Below are 23,312 nucleotides of genomic sequence, written 5' to 3'. Positions count from 1 at the left end.
TGGTCAAGTCAACGTAAGCGCCCCGGAGAAATCGGCGCGCTTACGCCTTGTCGCCTACAATCGCGGCCGTAATAGGGGGCCGTTCGCGCTGTCTTCCACCTCCCAACCCTGCTCGGCCAGGGCCTGCCTCAGGGCGTCTGCATCGGCCCAGCGTTTTTCCTGTCGCGCCTGCTGGCGGGCATCCGCCAGTGCCTGGATATCTGTTGGCACACGCACTTCGGACGGCTGCCAATGGGCGAGGTCCAGGCCCAGCACCCGGTCCATGGCATCCCAGCTTGCCCGCTTTACCGCGTCTGGCAGATCACCTCGTACCAGTGACCAGGCGACGGCCAGGGCGCGTGGCAGGTTCAGGTCCTGGTCGATCTGATCGGTGAAGCGCGCCAGGGTATCGGCATCGGGCTCGCCGCCTTCGGGCCAGCGCAGATAACTCTCCCGCAGCCGCGCCAGTGCGGTGGCCGCGGCGTCGAGGGCTTCCCAGGTGAAGTTGAGCTGGCTGCGGTAGTGCGCGGTCAGGCAGAGGTAGCGATAGGCAAGGGGGTCGATGCCACGATCCGCCAGGGTCTGCAGGCGTAGAAAATCGCCACTGGATTTGGACATCTTGGCGGCATCGAGTTGCAGGAAATAGCCGTGCAGCCAGAAGTTGGCCAGGCGCGTGCCGTGTGCCGCCTCGGTCTGGGCGATCTCGTTGCTGTGGTGGACGGCGATATGGTCTTCGCCACCGCAATGGATATCGAACCATGCCCCCAGATGCTTGGCCGACATGGCCGAGCACTCGATATGCCAGCCGGGGAAGCCTCGGCCCCAGGGGCTGTCCCATTCCATCTGCCGCTGTACACCCGGCTCCGAGAATTTCCAGAGGGCAAAGTCGGTGGGGTTGCGCTTCTCGCCCATGTCCACGCGATGGCCGGCATCGAGCTTGTCGCGGTCTAGCCTGGCCAGGTAGCCATAGTTGTCCTGCTTGCTGGTATCGAAGTACAGGCCGTCGCCAGTGCGATAGACAAAGCCTTTCTCGTCGAGCAAGGCGACAAAGGCGATCTGTTCGGCGATATGGTCGGTCGCCTTGCACCAGAGGGTAGGTGGCAGCAGATTGAGGGCCTGCATGTCCGCTATGAAGGCCTGGGTGTAGCGCTCGGCCAGTACCCAGGCAGATTCGCCGGCGCGCCGGCTACCTTTCTCCATTTTGTCCTCGCCGTCGTCTCCATCGCTGACCAGATGGCCGACATCGGTGATGTTGACCACATGTCTGACCGCGTGGCCATGCCATTCCAGGGTACGGCGCAGCAGATCCTCGAACACATAGGTGCGCAGGTTGCCGATGTGGGCGTAGTCGTACACCGTGGGGCCGCAGCAATAGAGCCCGACCTGATCGGCATGAAGCGGGACGAATTCGCGCAGGGCGCGTTGATAGGTGTCGTACAGGTGCAATGCCACGGGCGCTCCAAATATAAGAGGCCGCGGGTTTTGCAACGCCGCGGCCTCTGGGGATGTTCTACATGAATTGGCTAGACGCAAGGACCCCGAGGCGGTTGCGGACAACAAGCCTGTGCCTTGATGGAGGGGGTAGCGGTGTAGCGAATCATGGTGCCGATGCTAAGAGCGGTGACGGGTCTGGGTCAAGCGCGGTGCATATGCCGGGGCAGGCTGTCGGATTTCTTGACAGTCCGCTGTCAAATTTCCCATCAATTTTTGTAAGTGTTTGATTATTAATGAGTGGGCCGATTTATGCTTGCATAATCAGGGCAATCCCTTTGTCTAACTTATTGATTTAAGGGAGTTATGATGAAATTGAAATATCTTGTAGCCAGTTTGTTGTTCATGTCGTCGTTTGGTACTCAGGCTGCGTTGGTGCATATCAACCCTAATGGCCAGGTCAGGGCTATGGATTGTGGTGGTTGCGAGACGTTTGCCGGGTCGGGAACGGGTATTGTCAGCAGTGCGAACCGACCCCCTGCCCAGGTGCTGATTGCCTGGGTGGATAGTGGTATCCAGCCTCAACCGTCCGACGCGCCCGCGCCGGCGTTCAAACCGGTGCTCACGCCGCCGGCACCTTCTGCTGTACCGCCAAAACCGCCTGTCCCGGGTGCTCCTCCTGCACCATCTGCATCCTCTGCGCCTTCTCCAGGTGGTTCTGTACCAGGGGCCTCTACCGGGGGCGGCGCTGCGCCGGGTGGGGCGAATGGTGGCGCGCCGTTTGGTGGCGCTGCAGGTCCATCGGGCGGGCATCCGCCGGTGCTTGACCAAACCGAGGTGCCTCCCGTCATTGATGGGGCGCCCAAGCCGGAGGAGGTCTTGCTTGATGTCCTCTTTCCGACCAGCGACGAACTGGGTGGTAACGATGCCCAGCCTTCGTTCTTTTCGGTGGCTCTGGCGCCACCACCTGGTGATGATGCCGTGATCAATGCGGTACCGGAACCCGGTTTGCTGTCCTTGTTCGGGGTCGCTCTGTTCGGCCTGGTAAGGATCATGAAGCGCACTACACCTACATGAAGCTCAGGGATGTTTGGACAAACAGGGTCGCCGACGCGACCCTGTCTTGTTTTCGCCGTCCATGCTGTACAGCGGCGTGCTATTGGCCGGTGCACCGGGAGGCAACCGCCCGGCATGCTGGGTTCATGTCATGGACAACTACGCTGCGCGCCTTGGCACCGAGCTGGGAAACCGAATGGAACCCGACTTGCCAGCGTGTTGGTCCGGCGCAGGAATCAGTAGCTATTCGGCGCAGTGGGAGTATGGTGGGGCGATGCTGTGGGCTGATTTGCCCACCAACAAGGCGATGGCACCAGGCTTGGTGTCGGCGGTATGGAGTCCTTGGCAGGCTGGCGAAGCAAAGCCGGATGGCATTACACGACAGCCCCGCAACCGGGTACGCTGGCTGACAGGCCAGGTATCGGGTCTGTGATGATGGCTAGTCCAACTCGCCCCTGCTCCAGGAGTGATTCACGAGGATACTCGCCGTGAAACGCACCAATACCAATAGCGCCGTTGCCCGCGCACCCCAATCCCCTCCCGACCTTACTGTCGTTTCTGACAGCTACCTGAGCGCCGAACAACTGGCCCACTTTCGCAGCCTGTTGATCGAGCGGCGGGATACCTTGCTGGCTGCGGCCGATGTTGCCCAGACCCATATGCGGGACGATGACAATACCGCCTCTGACCCGTCCGACCGTGCCTCACTCGAAGAGGACCACAATATGGCCCGGTTGGTCAGCGATCATGAACATGAGCAGTTGCAGCGTATCGATGCCGCCATCAATCGTATCGACGAAGGCCGCTACGGCTGGTGCATGGAGACCGGCGAACCGATCGGCGAATCCCGCCTGCTGGCCGAGCCCACCGCGCTGTACAGCCTGGATGTACAAGAGCAGCATGAGCTGCGACGGAGGCAGGGACGTTGAGCAAACTCAAGGGCGGTAGCATGCGTATCGGGACCGGCGAGAGCCTCGGTGCCCTGCCGGATTCGCGTTCGGCCTGGCATGGCAGCTTTTATATCTCCCATCGTGAGCCGGTGCTGGCTGTAGTCAGCCCGACTACCGACCAGCCGGTGCTGGCGGATACCCGGATGCGAGTGTTGCGGCCGCGCTGATACCGCGACGATTTACCACGCTGCCTGGGCATTGCACAGGATTCAGCTTGGCGCCTGTTCGGGCTGAGCGACGGCCCGCAAAGGGATGGGCTCCGACATCACGATGGAGGTCCGTGTCTCGCCGTAGCTGTTGATGCTACCGACGAAGCGTTCCAGGTGACGAATGTCACGGGTAATCACCTTCAGGACGTAGGAGTCCTGGCCGGTTACATGCAGACATTCGATCACCTCCGGCAGGCTTTCCAGTTTGGCGATGAATTTGGCCTTGCCGGGTTGGCCGGTCGTGATGCCGACAAGTGCCATCACCCCATAGCCGGCTCGCTCCGGCGACACGATAGCCCGATAGCCTTGAATAACGCCCGCTTCCTCCAGGCGCTTGAGCCGCTCCGAGGTTGCCGGGACCGATAGCGCCACCTGGCCGGCCAGCTCGGTCAGCGAGATACGACCGTCCTGCTGGATGGCCTGCAGGATCTTCCAGGATTTGCCGTCTAGCTCCATGTGGGCGGGTCTCCGTAAAAACACACTGTCTATCGCCAATTGACCAGAATAGCTTAGGCCATTCTGCCGAATTTCCGTTTTTTTCGTAATTACCTCGGCGCGCTCACCAAGCAGACTATTGCCATCGTCTTGTCTGTCTGGAGTAGTGGAAATGGATATGGTCTTGCTGGGCCGTTCGGCCCTGATCGGTTTGTCCATCGCGGCGCCGGTTGGCCCGATTGGCCTTTTGTGCATGCAGCGGACGCTGCAGTATGGGCCGCGCATCGGCTTTGCCAGTGGCCTGGGCGCTGCCAGCGCCGATGCGGTCTATGGCGCGCTGGGTGCGTTCGGCGTTGCCGGGGTGACGGCGGCTTTCGTGGCGCTGGCCCAACCGCTGACGATCATCGGTGCCTTGTTCCTGGCCTGGATGGGTGTGCAGCTATGGCGAGGCAACGCCGCCAGCCGCACGGCGGAGGCGCGGGAGGCACCGGGCGGCTGGTCGGCCTATGGCTCGGTATTCCTGCTGACCCTGAGCAACCCCATGACCATCCTGAGCTTTGTGGCCATCTTTGCAGCCCTCGGCGGCGGCATGGCGGCGGATGCGACTGCCGCCGGCACCATGGTGCTGGGCGTCGCGCTGGGATCGGCCGGCTGGTGGCTCGCGCTGGCCATGGGCATGGCCGCGCTACGGGAGCGCATGGCCAGCGGCGCGATGCGTGTGATCAACCGCGTGGCGGGGCTGGTACTGCTGGGCTTTGCCGGCTGGCAGTTGCTGGCGGTGGCCGTGGCTTAGCAGCAGCCGGCGGCGTTGATGACGGCCTCGATGCGGTAGCCGTCCGGGTCGATCACAAAGGCGGCGTAGTAGTCCGGGCCGTAGTCAGGTCGCAGGCCGGGCTGGCCGTTGTCACCGCCACCCTGTTGCAGGGCGGCGGCGTGGAAACGCTGTACGGCCGCCTGATCCGGTGCGGTGAACGCCAGATGGAAACCGTCACCCGGGGCCTGCGTGGTGGTCGCACGCAGCTTGATGGCGAACTTGTCACCGCCACCTTCACGACCATAGCCGACGGCGGCATCCGGATCGCCATCGTCCATATCCGTCCAGACCCTGACATAGCCCAAGGCGCCCAGTACGGCATCGTAGAACGCGGCTGAGCGCTGGATATCGCGAACGCCGAAGGAGAAGTGGTGGAGCATGGCGGAACTCGTCAATGGAAGGGAAGGCGGCGCAGTGTAAGCGATTGGCAGGGCTGCTCGCCGGCGGGCTGCTGTGGCGTTGCGGCCTGGTCGCCGGATTGTGTGGTTTGTTTCAATGAAATCAATCACATCGGCGTGCTTGGCAAGGTAAGCCAAGTGCAAGAATTGTAAGTGCGCAGCAACAGTTTCTTACGTTATCCGCCGTCCTGTCTGGCGCTGTGGTGCAAGGCGAAGAGGGCTGTCAAACCTGGAAACAATTGCCGGGCACACCGGTATTGTCGCTGTCTGTCGGGGCTGCGATGCTGGCTTCACCTCCATGTGAAAGACACGCCCATGTTCCTCCGCAAAATACTCCCCCTCTGCCTGTTTGGCGCCTTTGCCCCTGGTGCGTTGGCCGACAATGCCCCGCAAGGCGGCCGCCCGCCGGGCCCGCCGCCGATCGATACCGCTGCCTGCAAGGGCAAGGCGGCGGGGGCGGCCGTACAGGTCACCACGCCGGATGGCCGCGCGCTGACCGGCACCTGCCAGCTCGCCTTTGTGCCGGATTTCAAGGACGGCGCGCCACCGGCACCGCCGGCCGCCAGTAAGTAATCCCCGTTCGATAGCAGGAGTCCAATATGCAAAATCCCGATACCCGCGGCCCCTTGTTCAGTCGCCGTAAGGCACTCGGATTCGGTACCGTTTCCGCACTGGGTGCCATCTCGGTCGCCAGTTGTGGCGGTAGCGGTGGCGAGACCAGCAGCGGCACGGTGGGCGGTACGGTCAGCAATGATGCGAGCCTGAGCGCGCTGGTGCTGTCCGCCGGCAGCCTGAGCCCTGCCTTTGCGGCTGCCACCACCAGCTATACGGTCAGCGTGACCAATGGCGTGAGCAGCATCACCGTGACGCCGACGGCGACCAGCAGCACGGCCGTGATCAAGGTCAACGGCACGACGGTGGCCAGCGGCAGTGCCACTGCGGCGGTCAGCCTGGCGGTCGGCAGTAACAGCCTGAGCATCGTCGTGACCGCTGCGGATGGCACGACCACGCGCAGCTATGCCCTTACGGTGGTTCGTGCAGGTGCGACGGCGGCGGGCAACTGCGCGCTGATCCCCAGCGAGACCGAAGGGCCTTACCCCTTGCTGGCGATACTCAGCAATACTGCGATGGTCCGGCAGGATGTACGCGACAGCAAAACCGGCGTACCACTGACGCTGAACCTGACGCTGGAGAACGTGAACAACCTCTGCGCGCCGATCAGCAATGCCGCGGTCTACATCTGGCACTGCGACAAGGACGGGGAGTATTCCGGCTACAGCAGCAGCCAGAACGGCAATCATGCCGGCGAGACCTATCTGCGCGGCATACAGGTCAGCGACAGTGCCGGCCAGGTCAGTTTCACGACCATCTATCCCGGCTGGTACGCCGGGCGGGTCACGCATATCCATGCCCAGATCTACCTGAACGACAACCTGAAGGTCACGGCCACCGTCACCACCCAGTTGGCCTTTCCGGAAACGATCAATACGGCGGTCTACGCCAGCAGCCTATATGCCACGCATGGTCAGAACACCTCGGTGCCGACCAATGCCGGCGACAACGTGTTCAGTGACGGGACGAGCTACCAGATGCTGACGTTGACGGGTGATGTCAGCAGCGGCTACGTCGCCAGCCTGCATGTGGGAATTGCGGCCTAGCTTGGGGAGCTAGCCTTACGGGCGCCCGCGACCGACCCAGGCTGGGCGCGGGCGCCCGTTGGCGATACACCATTCACCCCCCGTTTCTCGCGATCGGTCGCATGGGCCGAGCAGCGCCGGGATTGTCGTCTACCCTGTCTGGGTGGTTCGACTTCTCCACCTGGTGCCTGCTCATGATGCGTTCCCTGTTGCTTGCGGTATGCCTGTACCTGGCCGTGTTTTCCCATGCTGCATCCCATGCGTTGCCGGATGGCTGGGCTGACGATGACGCCGCGCTGGCGGCGGCGATGCCGGCTCTCGCCGAGCAAGTGCTGGCGGACTATCGGGACGACGACCGCAGTGCCTATCTCGATCAGTTATTCCGGTTGCAACTGCTGACCCGCCGCTATCCGGAGGCGATGGCCAGCACGGCCCGGTTGCGCGAGGTACGGGCCGATGGGCCTTACCCGGCGGCCGCACTCAATGTTCCCTACCAGATAGACGCCCTGGCCCAGCAGGCGGCCTCGCAGGGGCAGCCTTTCGAGTTGGCCTATGCTGCAGCTTTCCGCAGCGTCATGCAGACGCTGGACGATGCCACGGCGGCCATGGTGATCCGTGCCTTGCAACTGGGCGCTGCGGGTGCCGATGCCGACTGGCGAAGCGGCCTGGCTGGGGCCAAGGGGAAGACCTCGCTGGAGGAAGACGAGGCACTGGCCTTGTTGCGGCAGTATCAGGCCAGTAGTGCCTTGCGTCGGGCTGCGCCATGGCTCGATGGCCTGGTTGCCGAGGATGACCAGCGCCGCTACCTGATCGAGCGCGAGGTGGCCGTGCCGACGGCGCCCGGTGTGGTGGTCTGTGCCTTGATCGTGCGCCCCCGCAGTGCGGTGGCGCCCCTGCCCACCTTGCTGAACTTCACCATTTACGCCAGTCCCGAGAGCATGCTGGTCGAAGCGCGCCGGACGGCATCCCATGGCTATGCCGCCGTGGTAGGCCTGAGCCGTGGCAAGGGCTGCAGCCCTGGCCCGGCCGTGCCGTACGAGCACGACGGCGAGGATGCCGCCGCCTTGATCGAGTGGATCGCGGTGCAGGGCTGGAGCGATGGCCGCGTCGGCATGTATGGCGGCAGCTATGAAGGCTTTACGCAGTGGGCCGCCGCCAAGCGCCTGCCCAGGGCGCTCAAGGCCATGATGCCCTCGGTGACTGCCGCGCCGGGCATCGATGTGCCCATGGATGGCAATGTGTTCTTCAGCTTCGTGTACTACTGGCCGTTCTACATCACCAACAACAAGACCCAGGACGAAGCCGCGATCAATGACCGGGCCCGTTGGGCGCGCATGTGGCGCAACTGGTATGTGGGCGGCACGGCCTATCGCGATCTGGACCAGATAGACGGCACGCCCAACCCCATCTTCCGTCGCTGGCTGGCGCACCCGGCCTACGATGCCTACTGGCAGGCAATGATCCCCTACCGGCAGGAGTTTGCCCGCATCGACATCCCCATCCTCACCACGACCGGCTACTACGATGATGGCCAACTGGGTGCGCTGTACTACTACCAGCAGCACCTTGCCCACCGGCCGAATGCCGAGCACTACCTGCTGATCGGCCCCTATGACCATGTCCGCGGCCAGCGTGGCACGATGGGCCCGCTGGGCGATGCCCGCAGCTATCTGCGCGGGTACCGGACGGATGCGGTGGCGCAGATCGATATCGGCGAGCTGCGCTACCAGTGGTTCGACCACATACTGCGTGGCGGCCCCAAGCCGGCCTTGCTGCAGGACAAGGTGAACTACCAGTTGATGGGCGGCAACGTCTGGCGGCATGCACCGAGCATCGACGCGATGGGTATGCCGGTGCGGCTTTACCTGAGTGATACGCGCGAAGGCGGGCGCTACCTGCTCCGGAAGGCGCCGACCCGGCTGGCGCCCATCACCCAGACCATGGCGCTGGCCGACCGTCGCGATATTGATCGTGCTGCCGTCGGTGGCGGTATCGTCAATACCGAGCTTGATACCTGGGGCAGCATGGTGTGGGTCAGCCCGGCTTTCACGCAGGCGACTGAACTGAGCGGCTTGTTCAAGGTGCATCTGGATTTCAGCAGCAACAAGCGCGACCTGGACCTGCGCTTCAGCCTCTACGAGCTGACGGCGGCCGGTGAGTATGTCGAGCTTTCCTCGCTGCAGAACCGGCTGAGTTATGCGCGGGACCGCAGCCAGCGCCAGTTGCTGGTGCCGGGTAAGCGGCAGCAGCTTGAACTGACGGCCGGACGGCTCACCAGCCGGCTATTGGCCAAGGGCAGCCGGCTGGTGGTGCTGGCGGGTGTGATCAAGCAGCCGCAGATGCAGATCAACTACGGCAGCGGCAAGGACGTGAGCGACGAGACCGTGGCCGATGGCAAGGTGCCGGTGCGGCTGCGCTGGTATGGCGGGACCGGCTTGACGCTGCCGTTGCGGCCGGCGGGCTGAGCCAGGCAGCGTCAACCGCTGGCGTTGCCGCAGCGTTGAAGTGGGCAGACGCGGCCTGCATGGCCGACGTCGCCTGCGGTGCGCCTGGTGGCACCGGCAGGACAAGCAAAAACACCCCAAGGAGAGATTGGATGCTTCGGCATATGGCAATACGCGGGGCGTTTGCCTTGCTGCTGGTTGGCGCAGGCCTGGAGGCCCGGGCCGAGTTCCTGCGCTGCAATGGTGATCTGGCTGGCATCGGCGACAACAAGGCGGCTGTGACCATGAAGTGCGGCGAGCCGGTGGCCAAAGATTCCTTTTGCAAACCGGGTGAGGGCGCCTGCCAGCGAGTCGACGAGTGGACCTACAACCCGGGGCCGGGCCAGTTCCTGACCATTCTGCGGTTCGAGAATGGCGTGCTGGTCTCGATCCGCTACGGTGATCGTATACGCTAAACGCAGGTCGGACCGTTTGACCTTTGCAGGCCGGTGTTCGTACCGGCCTGCTTGCATTTTTACGGGCGCCGGCCAATGCTCCAGCGCATGACTACCCCAGACTTTGTCGATCAGGTCCAGGCGCTGTTGCGGCCGGTTGCCGACCCACAGCGCGCCGGGCCGATGCGCGCCTATATGCGGGAGCAGTTCCCTTTCCTGGGGCTGCCAACGCCGGTACGGCGGGCAACCCTGCGTCCCTTGTTGAAGGCCCAGACCGGTGCCGATGCGGCGGCGCTGTTGCGGCATGCCGCCGCCCTGTGGGCGCTGCCCGAGCGGGAGTACCAGTACGTGGCGGTCGACCTGCTGGCGCGGCACTGGAAGCGCTTGGGCATGGACGATATCGACGCCCTGTTGGCGCTGGTACAGCAGAAGTCCTGGTGGGATACGGTTGATGGTCTGGCCGGGGTGGTGGGGGATATTGTCCATGCCGCCAGCCTGGTGGACACGAATGCGCAGGGCAGCATGGATGTGGCCCTGCATCATCCCAATCTCTGGGTCCGACGCATTGCCATGTTGCACCAACTGGGCTGGCGGGCCGATGTGGATGAGCAACGGCTGTTCCACTACGCACGGGTACTGGCACCGGAACCCAACTTTTTTATCCGCAAGGCCATAGGCTGGGCGCTGCGCGACTATGCGCACCACGCGCCAGCAACCGTTCGCGACTTCCTGGCCCAGCAGCGTGCGTTGCTGTCACCGCTGAGCCTGCGCGAGGCAGGCAAGCACCTGAGCTAGGCGGCTATTTGCCGGCTGGCCACTTGGCAAGCTCGGCCGTGCGTTTTTCGGTTGCGGCTTGCAGGCAGCCATAGAATTCCAGCGGCCAGATCGACCCGCCCATCGACGCTTTCGTCGCGGTCTTGCAGCGTGGGTCGCGCTGCTTCAGCCAACTGCGCTGGGCGGTGCGCAGCCTGGTCTGGCTGGCGGCGGGCAGGCTGCCCATCAACTGCTGGTACTGGTTGTTGAGCGCCTTGTCGGCGGCCTGGAAATCCCGTATCGCGCAGGCGTTCATCTCCTGCTGGTTGCCATCGGGTTTGCACTCAAAGCCGTTGCCCGCATCGGCAGCGTGGGCGCTGCCGAGCAGCAGCGCGAGCGTGAGCAAGGAGAGCTTGGCAGCGAGGCGCATGGGATGGTCCTATCAGGCGGAGACCCCGTTATAGCGGCAGTCTGGTTGCAATGGAAAGCCCCTCAGGCCATTTCACTCACCCGAACGAGTGATACCGGGCTCGCCATGCTGTGGGATGTGCAGGCGGAAGTGCAGGGTTAAGGTCATGCAACATCGCCTTGCAGCGACGCCTCCTGGCGGCACTTGCAATCCGGCTTGTAAACTACCAACTGGATGGTAGATTAATAGGCGATAGCGTAAATCTCTAATCTCCCGCCCGATGGGCGACACCTGGAAAGCAGATCGATGAGTGCATACGACGTGGTGATCATAGGCGGCGGCCCTGGCGGTTACAACGCCGCTATCCGTGCAGGTCAACTGGGCTTGAAGGTGGCGTGCATAGAGGGAAGGGCGACCCTGGGCGGCACCTGCCTGAATGTGGGTTGCATGCCGTCCAAGGCGTTGTTGCATGCTTCGGAGCTCTATGAGGCGGCGGCAGGAACCGAGTTCGCTCAGCTGGGTATTGAGGTCAAGCCCAAGCTCAATCTGGCGCAGATGATGAAGCAGAAGGATGAGAGCGTGACCACGCTCACCAAAGGCATCGAGTTTCTGTTCCGCAAGTACAAGGCAGAGTGGATCAAGGGTTGGGGGCGTCTCGATGGCCCGGGCCGGGTGGTGGTGACCGCTGACGATGGCACTGAGCAGGTGCTGACGGCAAAGGATATCGTGATCGCCACCGGCTCCGAGCCCACCCCGCTGCCCGGGGTGACGGTGGATAACCGTCGTATTCTTGATTCGACCGGTGCCTTGTCGCTGCCTGAGGTTCCGCGTCACCTGGTGGTGATTGGTGCCGGGGTGATCGGCCTGGAGCTGGGATCGGTCTGGCGCAGGCTCGGCAGCCAGGTGACGGTGGTGGAGTACCTCGACCGCATCTGCCCCGGCATGGATGAGGATACCGGCAAGACCTTGCAACGATCGCTTGCCAAGCAGGGCATGAGTTTCAAGCTGGGTACCAAGGTGACGGGTGCGCAGACGACTGCCAAGGGCGTAACGCTCACGCTAGAACCTGCTGCCGGCGGCTCGGTGGAAACGCTGGAGGCGGATTATGTCCTCGTTGCCATTGGCCGCCGCCCCTATACCAAGGGACTAGGGCTGGAAACCGTTGGTATTGCAGCGGACAAACGCGGCATGCTGATCAACGACCATCTGCGCAGTGGCGTGCCCGGGGTATGGGTGATTGGCGACGTGACTTCCGGCCCCATGCTGGCGCACAAGGCGGAAGATGAAGCCATTGTCTGTATCGAGGTCATCGCCGGACAGGCGAGCGAGGTCAACCATGCCGTCATTCCCAGCGTGATCTACAGCAAGCCCGAGGTGGCTTGGGTTGGCAAGACCGAGGAGCAACTCAAGACTGAAGGGCGTACCTACAAGGTGGGGAAGTTTCCCTTTGGTGGTAATAGCCGGGCCAAGATCAACCACGAGGCCGAAGGTTTTGTGAAAGTGCTGGCGGACGACGCGACCGATGAGATCCTCGGCGTGCACATGATAGGTCCCAGTGTGGGCGAGCTGATTGCCGAATACTGTGTGGCGATGGAGTTCCGCGCCTCGGCGGAGGACATCGCGCTCACCTGCCACCCGCACCCCACACGGTCAGAAGCCTCGCGCCAGGCCGCCATGGCCGTGGCGAATCGCGCCATGCAGGCTTAGCCCGAATGATGCGGGTTGGATAACTCGAAAGAGTGATGTTGTCCCGAGCCGGATTGACTAGGCTCAAGCTACACATGCTCACCTGATCGCCGCGCTGTTGTTGCCAAAACCAATGATGAGAAAAGGGGAATCACGATGCTGGGTCTTACCACGTTGGGCGCCATTCATACCGCCATCAGCCTAGTCGCCGTCGCTGCCGCACTGATCGCCTTTATCCGCGACAAGCAGCTCGTCACCAACAACACCATTGGTCGCGTCTATATCATCACCACGGTGCTGACCTGCCTGACCGGCTTTGGCATTTTCCAGCATGGTGGTTTTGGGAAGCCGCATATGCTGGGCATCATCACCCTGGTGGTGCTGGGCGTGGCCTTCCTGGCCAGCCGCGGCTCGTTCGGCCAGAAGAGCCGCTATGTCGAGGTGGTCAGCTATTCGCTGACCTTCTTCTTCCACATGATCCCGGCCGTGACCGAAACGACGACCCGTTTGCCGCTGGGTGCGCCCTTGTTGCCGAACGCCGAGGCACCGGAACTGCAGACCGCTGCGGCGGTGATGTTCCTGGTGTTTCTGGTCGGTTCCGTCCTGCAGGTCCGGCGCATCAAGGCCCTGGGACGCTGAAGTGCCCATTAAGCCTGCGGTGCTGCCATGGACGGATGGTTCATGGCGGCTCAGGCGCTACTGGCCTAGATCACCATATGGCCCGGCGATGACCACCACGTAGCCGTCCCGGTCCCGCAGCCAGATCTCGCGATGCTGTGCGTTCGGGTTGATCTTGGGGCCTTCCAGTACCTCGGCACCCTGGGCGCGGATGCGCGCCAGGGCTGCGTCGAATGCATCGGTCTGGAACCAGAGCAGCACGCCATTGCCATGCGGCTTGCCCGATTGCTGGCCGAGGTGCGGGTGGTGGTGTGCATCCCAGTGGTGCAGTTGCAGGATCATTTCACCCTCCACGGTGATCTGCTCGTATTCGTCCCCGCCGTGACCGCTTTCCGCGCCCAATACGGCCTGGTACCAGCGGCTGCTGGCATTGACGTCGAGAACGGCGATCAAGGGTTGGGCACGCATAGGGAGGCTCCATCTTCGATGGTATTACGCAGGGATAGGTTCGTCCCCCCAGGTCGGGGTTCGTTCCCTTTTTAGTCGATAAGCACCGCTTCTTGCAGACAAGATGAATGGGCGTGTTGCAGCTTGACCTGTATCAATGTCCGAGAGGCCGATGTGGGCTACAAGGGGGCGATGTGGGGTGCTGCCATGTCGTAGTGACCCGCCAAGCTGAACCTGGCGGGCGTTGAGCCCGCCGCCAAGGAGCGAACCATGATTGCCCCTGCCATGAGCGCACTGGAAGCGATCCAGACCCGTCGCTCGGTCCGCCGCTACGAAGCGCAACGACTGGACCGCGACACCATCCAGCGCCTGCTGGCCGCCGCCGTACGTGCGCCAACAGCGATCCACGAAGAGCAGTGGGTCTTTGTCGTGCTGCAGGGCAGGCAAGCCATCAAGCATCTGTCCGAGCGGCTCTGTACCCCAAGCCTGGCGGAGCCACCGCCGGGAGCGGCTGGCAGCGATGAGCAATCACGCTGCCTGTCGCGTGATGCCGACATCAACCTGTTCCATGACGCCGATACATTGATCCTGATCTGCGCCCAGCCCATGGGTCCGTTTGTCCCTGCTGACTGCTGGCTGGCTGCTGGCAACCTGATGCTCGCGGCGCATGCCCTGGGGCTGGGTAGTTGCGTGGTCGGGTCTGCCGTCGCCGGGCTGAATACGCCAGAACATAAGCGGGCGCTGGGGATCTCCGAGGAAATTACCGTGGTGGCGCCTATCGTCGTTGGTGTCCCGTTCGAGCAGGCGCCGCCTACCGCGCGTGCGGAACCGGTGATCCTGGCCTGGACCATGGCGGACTGATCCGCACGGTTGTTGCCCGTCTGGCCCGAAGCGACGCCGCTCATCGAATATCCATTTGATATATCGATGTTTTTATCAAATGGGTGGTGTAGAGGCGTCCACCCTTGTCTATCTAGAGATGGCATCACCCTGGATGCAGTACGTCTGCGTCCGGGCACAACAGCGGCCGGCGCTGCGCGGCTGCTTTCCGTACATCTCTGAAAGAACCTTGGGGGGCATGTCATGGCTGGTTTCTCATTGGGCAAGGGCTCGCTGGCTGAACTGGAAGGCGTTCATCCCGATCTCGTCAAGGTCGTCAAACGGGCGATCGCTCTCACCGCGCAGGATTTTGCGGTACACGATGGCAAGCGTACGGTGGCCGAGCAGCAAAAGCTGGTGGCTGCCGGTGCCAGCCAGACGATGGATTCGCGCCATCTTTCCGGCCATGCGGTCGATCTGGTGCCCTATATCAACGGCAAACTGCGCTGGGAGTGGCCGCCGATCTACCAGATTGCCGATGCGGTACGCATCGCGGCGCGTGAGCTGAATGTCGAGATACGCTGGGGTGGTGCCTGGGATGTGGATTTCAATTCATCGACCGACTCACCCGAGGACCTGGTCGCGGCGTATGTGGCCCGCCGCAAGAAAGCGGGTTTGCGGGCGTTTATCGACGGTCCGCATTTTGAGTTGCCCAAGGCCTTGTATCCCTAGCGCCTGATCTTGCTGCAGGATGGGTGAGCATGGCATAAGCTTTAAACGACAAAAACGCAGTGAATACAGGCTGCGAGTCACCAGGAGGAAGCAATGCGCACCACATGGACCCTGGCCCTGCCGGCAACGGCATTGGCCGTGCTGATGAGCGGCTGCACGCAGGAAAAAGCCGATGCCCTGACCGCTGCAGTCAATACCTATGAGCAGCAAGCCAACCAGGCACTGACGGCCTACGAGGATCTGTTTCACGACTACCGGACCCTCCCCAAGCCACCCCAGACGGAATTGTTCGAACAGGCTTACGCTGCCGTTCGGCAGAACGGCATCGGCGCGGTCAAATTCGAGGATGCGCTGAGCAATATGGGGCAACTCAGCAACGATAAAGCCGACCAGGCCGTGACCGCCTCCTTCGACAAACTCCGATACGCCTATGCGCAATTCGGCCGCGCCTATGCCGCCTTGCCGCAAGGCAATGTACTGGGTAGCGGCTATGTCGCCTGCGGCCGTGGCGTGCTGGCCCGGTTGACCAAGCAGCTTGTGAACTTTGCCAGCGATGTAGACAGCACGCCGCTTTATCCGGCTACCCTCAGGTTTGAATTCGCCGAGTTCAAACAGGCTGCCAACAAGGGCGACGCGCAAAAGGACAACGCCCGAAAATTATACGAGCGCTTCTACACCAACCTGACCGCTTACGAGGACAAACACCGTGCCGCCCTCGACGCCACGCTGGCGGCGGTGGACCAGGGGCGCAGGCTCGACCAACTGCTGGCCCACTACAACGATGTTACGCTGACCAGCATCCTGGGCGTTGCCCAGCAGGGCGTGTCCTACGCCGGTACCCTCAAGGGGGTGGATGCCACTCGTGCAGCGAACCGCCTCAAGCAGATCAAGGCCGATATGGACCAGGACCCTTACTGGTCAAGGCTGGAGAGCATCCCCTTGAACCAGGTGAGCGACTGCAAGCTTGGCACGGCGAACTAGGAGAACATCATGGATGAGCAGGATCGCGAATATGTCCGGCAGGCGGAGGCGGCGCTGGATGGCTTGTTTGACCAGTATGTCGCGGCGGACCCCGCCGGCAAGTGGCAGCTCAAGCCCGCTATCTCGAAGGCGGCCGAAGAACTGTTGCAGGCCAGACTGGCGTTGTTCAACGAAGGTACGCTGACCACGGCGGCTGATCTGGAACGGATGCAGCAGATACGCAAGGAGATCGACAAGGCGGCGGATACGCAGGCGGCGGTGCTGGCTGCCGTCAAGCTGGCGGCCATGCTGGGCGTATTTGCCTGAACATCCGGTGGGCGCAGGCCGGATGGCTTGCCGGCGCTAGCGCCCTGCCAGCAATTGCGCCAGGTCAAGCGCTGAACGCACCCCCATCTTGGCGAACACGTTGGCGCGGTGGACCTCGACGGTACGGATGGCGATATTGAGTTCGTCCGCCACCTGCTTGTTGAGCTTGCCGGCCAGTACGCGTTCCATGACTTCGCGCTCGCGCGGGGAGAGGGTGGCGAGGCGTTTTTCCGCCTCCTGCAGGTTGCCGCGCGAGGCGTTGCGGCCGGTGGCGACTTCCAATGCGTCGTTGATCTTGTCCAGCAGCTGCTGCTCGCTGCAGGGTTTCTCCAGAAAATCGAAGGCGCCTTGCTTGACCGCCTGAACCGCCATGGGGATATCGCCATGGCCGGAGAGGAAGATCACGATCAGCTCGCTGTCGTCCTGCCGCAGGCGGTCGAATACATCGAGGCCCGACAGGCCCGGCATGCGGACATCAAGTATCGCTACGCCTTCGCTATTGGGCTCCAGCGCATCCAGAAAATCCTTGCCACTCTCAAATGCGCGCACGGTGTAGCCGTGCGCCAGCATCAGGAGGGCGAGGGAATCGCGCACAGCGGCGTCGTCGTCGATCAGGTATACCGGTTTGGTGTTCATCTTGGCAGGCTCAAATGGAAGATGGTGCCACCCTCGGGCACGTTGTCGTAGAACAGCTTGCCGTGGTGCTGTTCAATGATAGACCGGCAGATGTTCAAGCCTATCCCCATGCCCAGCTTCTTGGTGGTGTAGAAGGCCTCGAACAGCCGTTCGCCGGTCTCGGGCGAGATGCCGTGACCGCGATCATGCACGCTGAGGCTGATGGATTCGTCATCGTAGCAGGTCCGCACCACGACCTCGCGCCGTTCGGGCGTCTGGTCCACGCAGGCATCCACGGCATTGCGTAGCAGGTTCATGACCACCTGGCCGACCAGCACGCGGTCTGCCTGGATCACCGGCATGCCGACGGCCAGCTCATGGCGGACGAGGACCAGGCGGGCACGGCCGTCCGGCTCGATCAGTTCCAGGGTATCGAGCGCGATGGCGTTGATGTCGCAAGCCTCGCGGTGTGGCGCGTGCTTGCGTACGAAATCCCGTATCCGCCGGACTACGCCGGCGGCGCGCTGCGCCTGTTCGGCGATCTTGCCCAGGGTGGAATCGAGCATGCCGGCGTCGCCCTGGCTGGCGAACTGACGGGCTGCGCTGGCGTAGGTGCTCATGGCCATCAGCGGCTGGTTCAGTTCATGGGCCAGGGTGGAGGCCATCTCGCCCATGGCGATCAGCCGGCCGGTCTGGCGCAGTTTTTCTTCCTGCTCGTGCTCGCGCGCCTCGGCCAGCTTCTGCGCGGTGATGTCCACCACCGAGCTCATCCAGCCACGGCGCTTGCCGGTCGCATCGATCAGCGGGGTGGTGTAGACGCGGGTGTGGACCAGGTGGCCGTCGCTATGGCGCAGGGTCAGTTCGTAGTCGGGTGGCGCGCGGCCGGCCAGCACGGCGTCGTTTACGGCCTGGTGGCCGGCCATGTCGTCCGGGTTCCAATAGGGGTAGGGTGGCATGGTGCCGATCAGCTCTGTCGCGCTGTAGCCGACCATGCGGCAGAAGGCCGGGTTGACGTAGATCATGCGGCCGGTCAGGTCCCGCGCGCGCATGCCGACCGACAGCGAGTTTTCCATCGCGGTGCGGAAGGCGTGTTCCTCACGCAACGCGAGCTCGGCGCTCAAGCGGCCTTGAACCTGCCGCCGGAGGCGCCACCAACTGAACAGTACGATCAGTGCCAGTACGACCACGCCGGTGATCAGGCCCTTCTGCACCGAGCCGGTCGGCGTGCGGTAGGCCACGACCTGCAGGGCCAGGCCATGGCCTGGCGGGTCAAACGTCAACTGATAGCTCAGGCTGTCGTCGTCGGCCGCGACGCGGGATTTGCTGGCGACCTCGCGGCCCTGGGCATCGATCAGCGCCAAGCGGTACTTGTTGGCGAACCACCAGGGTACCTGTTCGGCCAGGAGGCGTGGCATGGAGACCAGGGCGCTGATTTCGCGATCGCCATCGCGCAGGACGATGGCGATGCGGCCATCGTGGCTCAGGATATCGGTATACGCGGGCTTGCCGCTGACGCGGGCCAGCTTGCTGGCGTCGACCACGCTCCCGCCGGGGATGATCTCACCCTGTTGTTGCACATGGCCGGGCATTTGCAGGCGCACGCCGGTGATGGCTGGGTTACCATCCGCGACCAGCCGCGCCCGCGAGCGGAATTCTGCATCGCTGAGCTTGTTCTCGCGGGAGGCCTCCAGCAGTGCAGCCAGGCGTTCCTCGGTTTTATCGAACTGGAAGCGCAGGTTTTGTTCTATCCACAACACATCGCTGATCAATACCAGCCGCGCTTCTTCGCGCTCGACGCTACGCAAATAGAACAGCAAGCCGATGATCCCCGCCACGAAGAGGGCGAGCGCCAGCCGTGGCACCAGCCACAATTGGCGCTGGGTGGCGGTTTGGGGGGAGGAAGACGTGGAACTGGCTTGCATGGCCGTATCGTAGTTCAGTGGTCTACACTCGGCATTGTGGTTGACCACAGGGGATAGCCACAATTGATTTGCTTGCGAGCCGCGGCAAAGAATGCGACCACACCAAATCTTATAAGGAGACACACCATGCAACGTCGTACCCTGCTGGGCGCCGCTATCGCCCTGGCGCTGACCACCACTGCCGCCTTTGCCGCCGACCCTATCGTGATCAAGTTCAGCCATGTGGTGGCGAACGACACTCCCAAGGGCAAGGGCGCACTGTATTTCAAGAAGCTGGCTGAAGAACGCACCAAGGGTGCCGTGAAGATCGAGGTCTATCCGAACAGCCAGCTTTACAAGGACAAGGAAGAACTGGAAGCCCTGCAACTGGGTGCCGTTCAGATGCTCGCCCCTTCGCTGGCCAAGTTTGGCCCGCTGGGCGTGAAGGAATTTGAAGTATTCGACCTGCCGTTCATCTTTGATAACTACGAAGAACTGCACAAGGTCACCCAAGGCCCGGTCGGTGCCAGCCTGCTCAAGAAGCTGGAAAGCAAGGGTATTCTGGGCCTGGCGTACTGGGACAACGGATTCAAGGATTTCAGCGGCAAGAAGCCGATGAAGGCCCCGGCGGACTTCCGCGGTGTGAAGATGCGTATCCAGTCCTCCAAGGTACTGGATGCCCAGATGCGTACCCTGGGTGCGATCCCGCAGCAGATGGCCTTCTCCGAGGTCTATCAAGGCCTGCAGACCGGCGTGGTGGATGGTACCGAGAACCCGCCGTCGAACTTCTACACCCAGAAGATGCACGAGGTGCAGCCTTACCTCACGCTCTCCAACCATGGTTATCTGGGTTACGCCGTGATCGTGAACAAGCCGTTCTGGGACGGCCTGCCGCCAGCCATCCGCACCACGCTGGAAGGCGCGATGAAGGACGCTACCAAGTACGCCAACGATATCGCCAAGCAGGAAAACGAGGGTGATATCGAGAACGTGCGCAAGTCCGGCAAGACCCAGATTGTTACCATCACCCCGGCCGAGCGTGCTGCGCTGAAGAAGGCGTTGACGCCGGTTCATACCCAGATGTCCGATCGCATTGGTGCGGACCTGATCAAGTCCATCTACAAGGAAACCGGCTACAACCCAGCCGAGTAACCTTGCCCGCACGGCGCCTGCCCGACTTTGGGCCGGTGGCGCCGAGCGGTGCTGCAAACGTCATTGACGATGGCAGGGCGTGCGCCCTGTCATCGCCGGCCCTCTCCCCGGCCTCTCGCTCATCTGGAGCACACACATGAAATACTTCGACTACCTTGAGGAAGCGTTCATCGCGCTACTCATGGCGGTGGCGACCCTGTTGATCTTCGTCTCCGTGGTCCACCGCTATGCCTCCGGCTATAACATTCCGGGCCTGCAGACCTGGTTGCTGTCCATTAACCTTTCCTGGGCGCAGGAAGCCTGTATCTACCTGTTCGTCTGGATGGCCAAGTTTGGCGCCGCCTACGGGGTGCGTACCGGCATCCACGTGGGCGTGGACGTACTGGTCAACCGGCTCGAAGAGAAGAACCGTCGTTTCTTTGTGCTGATCGCCCTGGCAGCCGGCATGCTGTTCACCGGCATTATCGGTACGCTCGGCGCCAACTTCGTCTGGCATATCGGCCATACCGACCAGACCTCTGCGGATATGGAAATCCCCATGTGGATTGTGTATCTCGCCATCCCGCTCGGCTCCTACCTGATGTGCTTCCGCTTTGCGCAGGTCGCGTGGAATTTCCTGCGTACTGGCGAGCTGCCGCACCATGACCATGGCCATGTCGACGGACTGGAAGATGAAGTGAAAGGACAGCCAGCATGAGTAATGCCAGCACAAATAACGTCATGGCGGCCGATGCCATCAAGACGGTATCGATGAAATGGCCGCTGGGCATCCTGGCGATGCTGGTGGTCATTGCCGTCATCGGCGGCAACAAGGCGATGATCTTCTGCCTGCTGTTGGGGCTGATGCTGACCGGCATGCCGATCTCCATCGCACTCGGGCTCTCGGTGCTGACCTTTCTGTTCACCATGACGCACGTGCCGATCGATACGGTGGCGCTCAAGCTGTTCACCGGCATCGAGAAGTTCGAGATCATGGCGATCCCGTTCTTTATCCTGGCCGGTAACTTCCTGACCCACGGCGGCGTGGCCAAGCGGATGATCGACTTTGCGACCAGCATGGTGGGCCATATGCACGGCGGCCTGGGCCTGGCTGGTGTGCTGGCCTGTGCCTTGTTCGCCGCCGTATCGGGCTCCAGCCCGGCGACCGTGGTGGCGATTGGCGCCATCATCCTGCCGGCCATGGTGAAGCAGGGCTTTCCCAAGCAGTTTGGCGCCGGGATCATCACCACATCCGGCGCGCTGGGTATTCTGATCCCGCCGTCGATCGTGATGGTGATGTACTCGGTCGCGACCAATACCTCGGTCGGTGCGCTGTTCATGGCGGGGGTGATTCCGGGCCTGATGCTGGCGTTCCTGCTGGGCTTTGTGGCCTGGTTCCGTGCCCGCAAGTACAACTATCCGCGTTTGCCCAAGGCGAGCTGGAAGGAGCGCTTCGTTGCCTTCCGCCGCGCCATCTGGGGCCTGATGCTGATCGTCATCGTCATGGGGGGTATCTACGCCGGCATGTTCACGCCGACCGAAGCCGCCGCCATGAGCGCCGTGTACGCCTTCTGCATCGCCGTGTTCGTCTACCGGGACATCGGCTTCAAGGACGTACCGCGCATCCTGATCAGCTCGGCCGCGATGAGCGCCATGCTGCTGTACATCATCACCAACGCGGTGCTGTTCTCCTTCCTGATGGCACACGAAAACATCCCGCAAGCCATGGGTGCCTGGCTGCTGGAAATGGGCTTTGGCCCGATCGTGTTCCTGCTGGCGGTGAACGTGCTGCTGCTGTTGGCCGGCAATGTGATGGAGCCGTCGTCCATTGTGCTGATCTTTGCGCCCATCCTGTTCCCGGTGGCCATGCAGCTGGGCATCAACCCGGTCCACTTCGGTATCTTGATCGTGGTGAACATGGAGGTGGGCATGTGCCACCCGCCGGTGGGGCTGAACCTCTATGTGGCGTCCGGCATTACCAAGATGGGCATTACCGAGCTGACGGTGGCGGTGTGGCCGTGGCTCCTGGCCATGCTGGGCTTCCTGGGGCTGGTGACTTATGTGCCAGAGATTTCCATCTGGCTGCCGAAGTACCTGGGCATGATGTAGCCTGAGCCCTAACTCGTCGCCATACGGCGTTGCGAATGATGTTGCGGCGACGGACCTGGCGATGAAAGCTGCGGCTGTAACAAAGATTGTAGAGAGTAGTAGTGAGAGAGGCGTACAGCGCCCTGTAGTACCCAAGCAAGACAAAGCCACCTTCGGGTGGCTTTGTTTTTTTGTAGCCACCGAGTGGGGTGGAGCGAGGTCTGGCAGCCGCGATTTATTGGGGAGGGCTATGTTGGGCTTCGCTGTGCTCAACCCAACCTACGCGGCGGGTTGTTGCTGTTGCCTCAACCTGCTTTGCGGGCCGAGCGGAATTCCAGGTAGGACAGGAGTAGCGGCAGGCCCAGGATCAGGGCGAGGGATAGGGCGATCACCATGGCGAACGGCGATTGCAGGCGCACGCTCCAGCCTACCAGTGCCACGATCAGGAACAGGGTGGCGGCGAACTTGCGGCGGGTGGTGAACCAGCTGCAGATGGCCAACACCAGGAAGCTGATGATGCCGACCACCATACCCACGACGGACAAGGTGGGCAGGATGACGTTGATGGTGCAGGCGAGCACCAGGAACAACAGGCACAGCAGGTGGCCGACCAGATCGGAAAGCTGGAAAAGCCGGAGGGTGATTGTCTTGGACACGGTGGTATCGGAATGTTGAGTCTGAGGGGTGGGTGGCAGCCATTGCATGGCCGGCACCGTGCGGACTATACCGGCTCCTGCTTACGCTGGCTGCATCTCGCTTTGTTTGGTTGTTGCCGCGCGCAGCAGCCAGGCGATGGGTACGCCGACAAAGAATAGGTGCACCAGCCGATTCGCCACGAAGAGATCGAGCGAGAAGCGGAACGGGAAGGGAAAGGCCGATAGCGGCAGGACCAGGGCTGAGCGGGGGCGCTTGGGTGATCCTGCTGGGAAGTCCTGGATCAGGGTAGTCGGGGGTGGGCGGGATTGCCATGTGCGCCAAGGTGTAGGGCACTGCCAGGTGGTCGTGCGAGACCTTTGGGCGGACTGGCTTGTTGCTCCTT

26 protein-coding genes are annotated in these 23,312 nt (G+C 62.5%); 18 read left to right on the top strand and 8 right to left on the bottom strand.

The window, feature by feature from the left end:
* Window positions 1-54: 54 nt before the first annotated feature.
* Entirely contained in the window at window positions 55-1,431 is a 1,377-nt protein-coding gene (cysS, locus tag ACYVHK_RS13940; RefSeq protein ID WP_460533055.1) for a cysteine--tRNA ligase, read from the bottom strand.
* A gap of 858 nt (window positions 1,432-2,289) precedes the next feature.
* Here cysS and ACYVHK_RS13935 point away from each other — a divergent pair.
* The 3 genes from ACYVHK_RS13935 to ACYVHK_RS13925 all read left to right on the top strand — a co-directional run bounded on the left by ACYVHK_RS13935 (window position 2,290) and on the right by ACYVHK_RS13925 (window position 3,583).
* On the top strand, window positions 2,290-2,487 hold the full coding sequence (locus ACYVHK_RS13935; RefSeq protein ID WP_460533052.1) for a PEP-CTERM sorting domain-containing protein: 198 nt from the start codon (window positions 2,290-2,292) through the stop codon (window positions 2,485-2,487).
* Between the two features lie 467 nt (window positions 2,488-2,954).
* On the top strand, window positions 2,955-3,395 hold the full coding sequence (locus tag ACYVHK_RS13930; protein ID WP_460533049.1) for a TraR/DksA family transcriptional regulator: 441 nt from the start codon (window positions 2,955-2,957) through the stop codon (window positions 3,393-3,395).
* Complete coding sequence (locus ACYVHK_RS13925; protein WP_460533046.1) at window positions 3,392-3,583, top strand: hypothetical protein; 192 nt, start codon at window positions 3,392-3,394, stop codon at window positions 3,581-3,583. Before ACYVHK_RS13930 ends, ACYVHK_RS13925 begins: the two co-directional genes overlap by 4 nt.
* Before the next feature lie 42 nt (window positions 3,584-3,625).
* Here the strand turns inward: ACYVHK_RS13925 and ACYVHK_RS13920 are convergent, their stop codons facing one another.
* Window positions 3,626-4,081: an Lrp/AsnC family transcriptional regulator gene (locus ACYVHK_RS13920; protein WP_460533043.1), complete on the bottom strand. Its 456-nt coding sequence runs from the start codon at window positions 4,079-4,081 to the stop codon at window positions 3,626-3,628.
* A 151-nt stretch (window positions 4,082-4,232) separates the two neighbouring features.
* Between ACYVHK_RS13920 and ACYVHK_RS13915 the strand changes: the two genes are divergently transcribed.
* On the top strand, window positions 4,233-4,853 hold the full coding sequence (locus ACYVHK_RS13915; protein WP_460533040.1) for a LysE family translocator: 621 nt from the start codon (window positions 4,233-4,235) through the stop codon (window positions 4,851-4,853).
* Here ACYVHK_RS13915 and ACYVHK_RS13910 read toward each other — a convergent pair.
* On the bottom strand, window positions 4,850-5,254 hold the full coding sequence (locus tag ACYVHK_RS13910) for a VOC family protein (protein WP_460533037.1): 405 nt from the start codon (window positions 5,252-5,254) through the stop codon (window positions 4,850-4,852). The genes ACYVHK_RS13915 and ACYVHK_RS13910 overlap by 4 nt on opposite strands.
* Window positions 5,255-5,587: 333 nt before the next feature.
* Between ACYVHK_RS13910 and ACYVHK_RS13905 the strand changes: the two genes are divergently transcribed.
* From ACYVHK_RS13905 to ACYVHK_RS13885, 5 genes are all read left to right on the top strand, one after another.
* Window positions 5,588-5,845 carry a hypothetical protein gene (locus ACYVHK_RS13905; protein ID WP_460533034.1) on the top strand — a complete coding sequence of 86 codons (258 nt, stop codon included), beginning with the start codon at window positions 5,588-5,590 and terminating at the stop codon, window positions 5,843-5,845.
* Between the two features lie 26 nt (window positions 5,846-5,871).
* Window positions 5,872-6,930 carry a cadherin-like beta sandwich domain-containing protein gene (locus tag ACYVHK_RS13900; RefSeq protein ID WP_460533031.1) on the top strand — a complete coding sequence of 353 codons (1,059 nt, stop codon included), beginning with the start codon at window positions 5,872-5,874 and terminating at the stop codon, window positions 6,928-6,930.
* Between the two features lie 173 nt (window positions 6,931-7,103).
* Window positions 7,104-9,374 (top strand): CocE/NonD family hydrolase, encoded by a 2,271-nt coding sequence (locus ACYVHK_RS13895; RefSeq protein ID WP_460533028.1) that lies wholly within the window; start codon window positions 7,104-7,106, stop codon window positions 9,372-9,374.
* A gap of 131 nt (window positions 9,375-9,505) precedes the next feature.
* A complete protein-coding gene (locus ACYVHK_RS13890) occupies window positions 9,506-9,808 on the top strand; it encodes a DUF2845 domain-containing protein (protein WP_460533025.1) in 303 nt (100 codons plus the stop codon).
* An 87-nt stretch (window positions 9,809-9,895) separates the two neighbouring features.
* Window positions 9,896-10,582 (top strand): DNA alkylation repair protein, encoded by a 687-nt coding sequence (locus ACYVHK_RS13885; RefSeq protein WP_460533022.1) that lies wholly within the window; start codon window positions 9,896-9,898, stop codon window positions 10,580-10,582.
* Window positions 10,583-10,586: 4 nt separating this feature from the next.
* On the opposite strand, the gene ACYVHK_RS13880 is transcribed toward ACYVHK_RS13885, so the two are convergent.
* Window positions 10,587-10,970, bottom strand: coding sequence for a lysozyme inhibitor LprI family protein (locus tag ACYVHK_RS13880; protein WP_460533019.1), 384 nt, complete (start codon window positions 10,968-10,970; stop codon window positions 10,587-10,589).
* Window positions 10,971-11,255: 285 nt separating this feature from the next.
* Between ACYVHK_RS13880 and lpdA the strand changes: the two genes are divergently transcribed.
* Window positions 11,256-12,656: an NAD(P)/FAD-dependent oxidoreductase gene (lpdA, locus tag ACYVHK_RS13875; protein WP_460533016.1), complete on the top strand. Its 1,401-nt coding sequence runs from the start codon at window positions 11,256-11,258 to the stop codon at window positions 12,654-12,656.
* A 135-nt stretch (window positions 12,657-12,791) separates the two neighbouring features.
* Window positions 12,792-13,274: a DUF2306 domain-containing protein gene (locus ACYVHK_RS13870; RefSeq protein ID WP_460533013.1), complete on the top strand. Its 483-nt coding sequence runs from the start codon at window positions 12,792-12,794 to the stop codon at window positions 13,272-13,274.
* Between the two features lie 57 nt (window positions 13,275-13,331).
* On the opposite strand, the gene ACYVHK_RS13865 is transcribed toward ACYVHK_RS13870, so the two are convergent.
* Window positions 13,332-13,721 (bottom strand): VOC family protein, encoded by a 390-nt coding sequence (locus tag ACYVHK_RS13865; RefSeq protein ID WP_460533010.1) that lies wholly within the window; start codon window positions 13,719-13,721, stop codon window positions 13,332-13,334.
* Window positions 13,722-13,970: 249 nt separating this feature from the next.
* Here ACYVHK_RS13865 and ACYVHK_RS13860 point away from each other — a divergent pair, with 249 nt between their 5' ends.
* From ACYVHK_RS13860 to ACYVHK_RS13845, 4 genes are all read left to right on the top strand, one after another.
* On the top strand, window positions 13,971-14,561 hold the full coding sequence (locus tag ACYVHK_RS13860; protein ID WP_460533007.1) for a nitroreductase family protein: 591 nt from the start codon (window positions 13,971-13,973) through the stop codon (window positions 14,559-14,561).
* Between the two features lie 222 nt (window positions 14,562-14,783).
* Complete coding sequence (locus ACYVHK_RS13855; protein ID WP_460533004.1) at window positions 14,784-15,251, top strand: M15 family metallopeptidase; 468 nt, start codon at window positions 14,784-14,786, stop codon at window positions 15,249-15,251.
* Window positions 15,252-15,344: 93 nt separating this feature from the next.
* Window positions 15,345-16,232, top strand: a complete 888-nt coding sequence (locus ACYVHK_RS13850) for a hypothetical protein (protein ID WP_460533001.1) — start codon at window positions 15,345-15,347, stop codon at window positions 16,230-16,232.
* Window positions 16,233-16,241: 9 nt separating this feature from the next.
* Window positions 16,242-16,538, top strand: coding sequence for a hypothetical protein (locus ACYVHK_RS13845; protein ID WP_460532998.1), 297 nt, complete (start codon window positions 16,242-16,244; stop codon window positions 16,536-16,538).
* A gap of 36 nt (window positions 16,539-16,574) precedes the next feature.
* Here ACYVHK_RS13845 and ACYVHK_RS13840 read toward each other — a convergent pair whose 3' ends face one another.
* Window positions 16,575-17,174, bottom strand: a complete 600-nt coding sequence (locus ACYVHK_RS13840; protein WP_460532995.1) for a response regulator transcription factor — start codon at window positions 17,172-17,174, stop codon at window positions 16,575-16,577.
* On the bottom strand, window positions 17,171-19,075 hold the full coding sequence (locus tag ACYVHK_RS13835; RefSeq protein ID WP_460532992.1) for a sensor histidine kinase: 1,905 nt from the start codon (window positions 19,073-19,075) through the stop codon (window positions 17,171-17,173). The genes ACYVHK_RS13840 and ACYVHK_RS13835 overlap by 4 nt, the downstream gene beginning before the upstream one ends.
* A gap of 126 nt (window positions 19,076-19,201) precedes the next feature.
* Here ACYVHK_RS13835 and ACYVHK_RS13830 point away from each other — a divergent pair, with 126 nt between their 5' ends.
* The 3 genes from ACYVHK_RS13830 (at window position 19,202) to ACYVHK_RS13820 (ending at window position 22,294) form a co-directional block, all read left to right on the top strand.
* Window positions 19,202-20,206 (top strand): TRAP transporter substrate-binding protein, encoded by a 1,005-nt coding sequence (locus ACYVHK_RS13830; RefSeq protein WP_460532989.1) that lies wholly within the window; start codon window positions 19,202-19,204, stop codon window positions 20,204-20,206.
* 136 nt (window positions 20,207-20,342) lie between these two features.
* Window positions 20,343-20,903: a TRAP transporter small permease gene (locus tag ACYVHK_RS13825; RefSeq protein WP_460532986.1), complete on the top strand. Its 561-nt coding sequence runs from the start codon at window positions 20,343-20,345 to the stop codon at window positions 20,901-20,903.
* Window positions 20,900-22,294: a TRAP transporter large permease gene (locus ACYVHK_RS13820; protein ID WP_460532983.1), complete on the top strand. Its 1,395-nt coding sequence runs from the start codon at window positions 20,900-20,902 to the stop codon at window positions 22,292-22,294. Before ACYVHK_RS13825 ends, ACYVHK_RS13820 begins: the two co-directional genes overlap by 4 nt.
* Before the next feature lie 284 nt (window positions 22,295-22,578).
* Here ACYVHK_RS13820 and ACYVHK_RS13815 read toward each other — a convergent pair whose 3' ends face one another.
* Window positions 22,579-22,929, bottom strand: a complete 351-nt coding sequence (locus ACYVHK_RS13815; RefSeq protein ID WP_460532980.1) for a hypothetical protein — start codon at window positions 22,927-22,929, stop codon at window positions 22,579-22,581.
* Between the last annotated feature and the right edge of the window lie 383 nt (window positions 22,930-23,312).

Source organism: Chitinimonas naiadis (assembly GCF_054780835.1).
Note: the sequence above shows the minus strand (reverse complement) of the source record. Positions and strands in the feature narration are given on the sequence as shown.

What these genes read in the sequence shown, in the direction of transcription:
- ACYVHK_RS13865 (WP_460533010.1), bottom strand. Translation starts at nt 13,721, where the DNA reads ATGCGTGCCCAACCCTTGATCGCCGTTCTCGACGTCAATGCCAGCAGC.
- ACYVHK_RS13870 (WP_460533013.1), top strand. Translation starts at nt 12,792, where the DNA reads ATGCTGGGTCTTACCACGTTGGGCGCCATTCATACCGCCATCAGCCTA.
- ACYVHK_RS13885 (WP_460533022.1), top strand. Translation starts at nt 9,896, where the DNA reads ATGACTACCCCAGACTTTGTCGATCAGGTCCAGGCGCTGTTGCGGCCG.
- ACYVHK_RS13890 (WP_460533025.1), top strand. Translation starts at nt 9,506, where the DNA reads ATGCTTCGGCATATGGCAATACGCGGGGCGTTTGCCTTGCTGCTGGTT.
- ACYVHK_RS13835 (WP_460532992.1), bottom strand. Translation starts at nt 19,075, where the DNA reads ATGCAAGCCAGTTCCACGTCTTCCTCCCCCCAAACCGCCACCCAGCGC.
- ACYVHK_RS13915 (WP_460533040.1), top strand. Translation starts at nt 4,233, where the DNA reads ATGGATATGGTCTTGCTGGGCCGTTCGGCCCTGATCGGTTTGTCCATC.
- ACYVHK_RS13920 (WP_460533043.1), bottom strand. Translation starts at nt 4,081, where the DNA reads ATGGAGCTAGACGGCAAATCCTGGAAGATCCTGCAGGCCATCCAGCAG.
- ACYVHK_RS13880 (WP_460533019.1), bottom strand. Translation starts at nt 10,970, where the DNA reads ATGCGCCTCGCTGCCAAGCTCTCCTTGCTCACGCTCGCGCTGCTGCTC.
- ACYVHK_RS13825 (WP_460532986.1), top strand. Translation starts at nt 20,343, where the DNA reads ATGAAATACTTCGACTACCTTGAGGAAGCGTTCATCGCGCTACTCATG.
- ACYVHK_RS13895 (WP_460533028.1), top strand. Translation starts at nt 7,104, where the DNA reads ATGATGCGTTCCCTGTTGCTTGCGGTATGCCTGTACCTGGCCGTGTTT.
- ACYVHK_RS13845 (WP_460532998.1), top strand. Translation starts at nt 16,242, where the DNA reads ATGGATGAGCAGGATCGCGAATATGTCCGGCAGGCGGAGGCGGCGCTG.
- ACYVHK_RS13840 (WP_460532995.1), bottom strand. Translation starts at nt 17,174, where the DNA reads ATGAACACCAAACCGGTATACCTGATCGACGACGACGCCGCTGTGCGC.
- ACYVHK_RS13860 (WP_460533007.1), top strand. Translation starts at nt 13,971, where the DNA reads ATGATTGCCCCTGCCATGAGCGCACTGGAAGCGATCCAGACCCGTCGC.
- ACYVHK_RS13905 (WP_460533034.1), top strand. Translation starts at nt 5,588, where the DNA reads ATGTTCCTCCGCAAAATACTCCCCCTCTGCCTGTTTGGCGCCTTTGCC.
- ACYVHK_RS13855 (WP_460533004.1), top strand. Translation starts at nt 14,784, where the DNA reads ATGGCTGGTTTCTCATTGGGCAAGGGCTCGCTGGCTGAACTGGAAGGC.
- ACYVHK_RS13820 (WP_460532983.1), top strand. Translation starts at nt 20,900, where the DNA reads ATGAGTAATGCCAGCACAAATAACGTCATGGCGGCCGATGCCATCAAG.
- lpdA (WP_460533016.1), top strand. Translation starts at nt 11,256, where the DNA reads ATGAGTGCATACGACGTGGTGATCATAGGCGGCGGCCCTGGCGGTTAC.
- ACYVHK_RS13910 (WP_460533037.1), bottom strand. Translation starts at nt 5,254, where the DNA reads ATGCTCCACCACTTCTCCTTCGGCGTTCGCGATATCCAGCGCTCAGCC.
- ACYVHK_RS13850 (WP_460533001.1), top strand. Translation starts at nt 15,345, where the DNA reads ATGCGCACCACATGGACCCTGGCCCTGCCGGCAACGGCATTGGCCGTG.
- ACYVHK_RS13900 (WP_460533031.1), top strand. Translation starts at nt 5,872, where the DNA reads ATGCAAAATCCCGATACCCGCGGCCCCTTGTTCAGTCGCCGTAAGGCA.
- ACYVHK_RS13830 (WP_460532989.1), top strand. Translation starts at nt 19,202, where the DNA reads ATGCAACGTCGTACCCTGCTGGGCGCCGCTATCGCCCTGGCGCTGACC.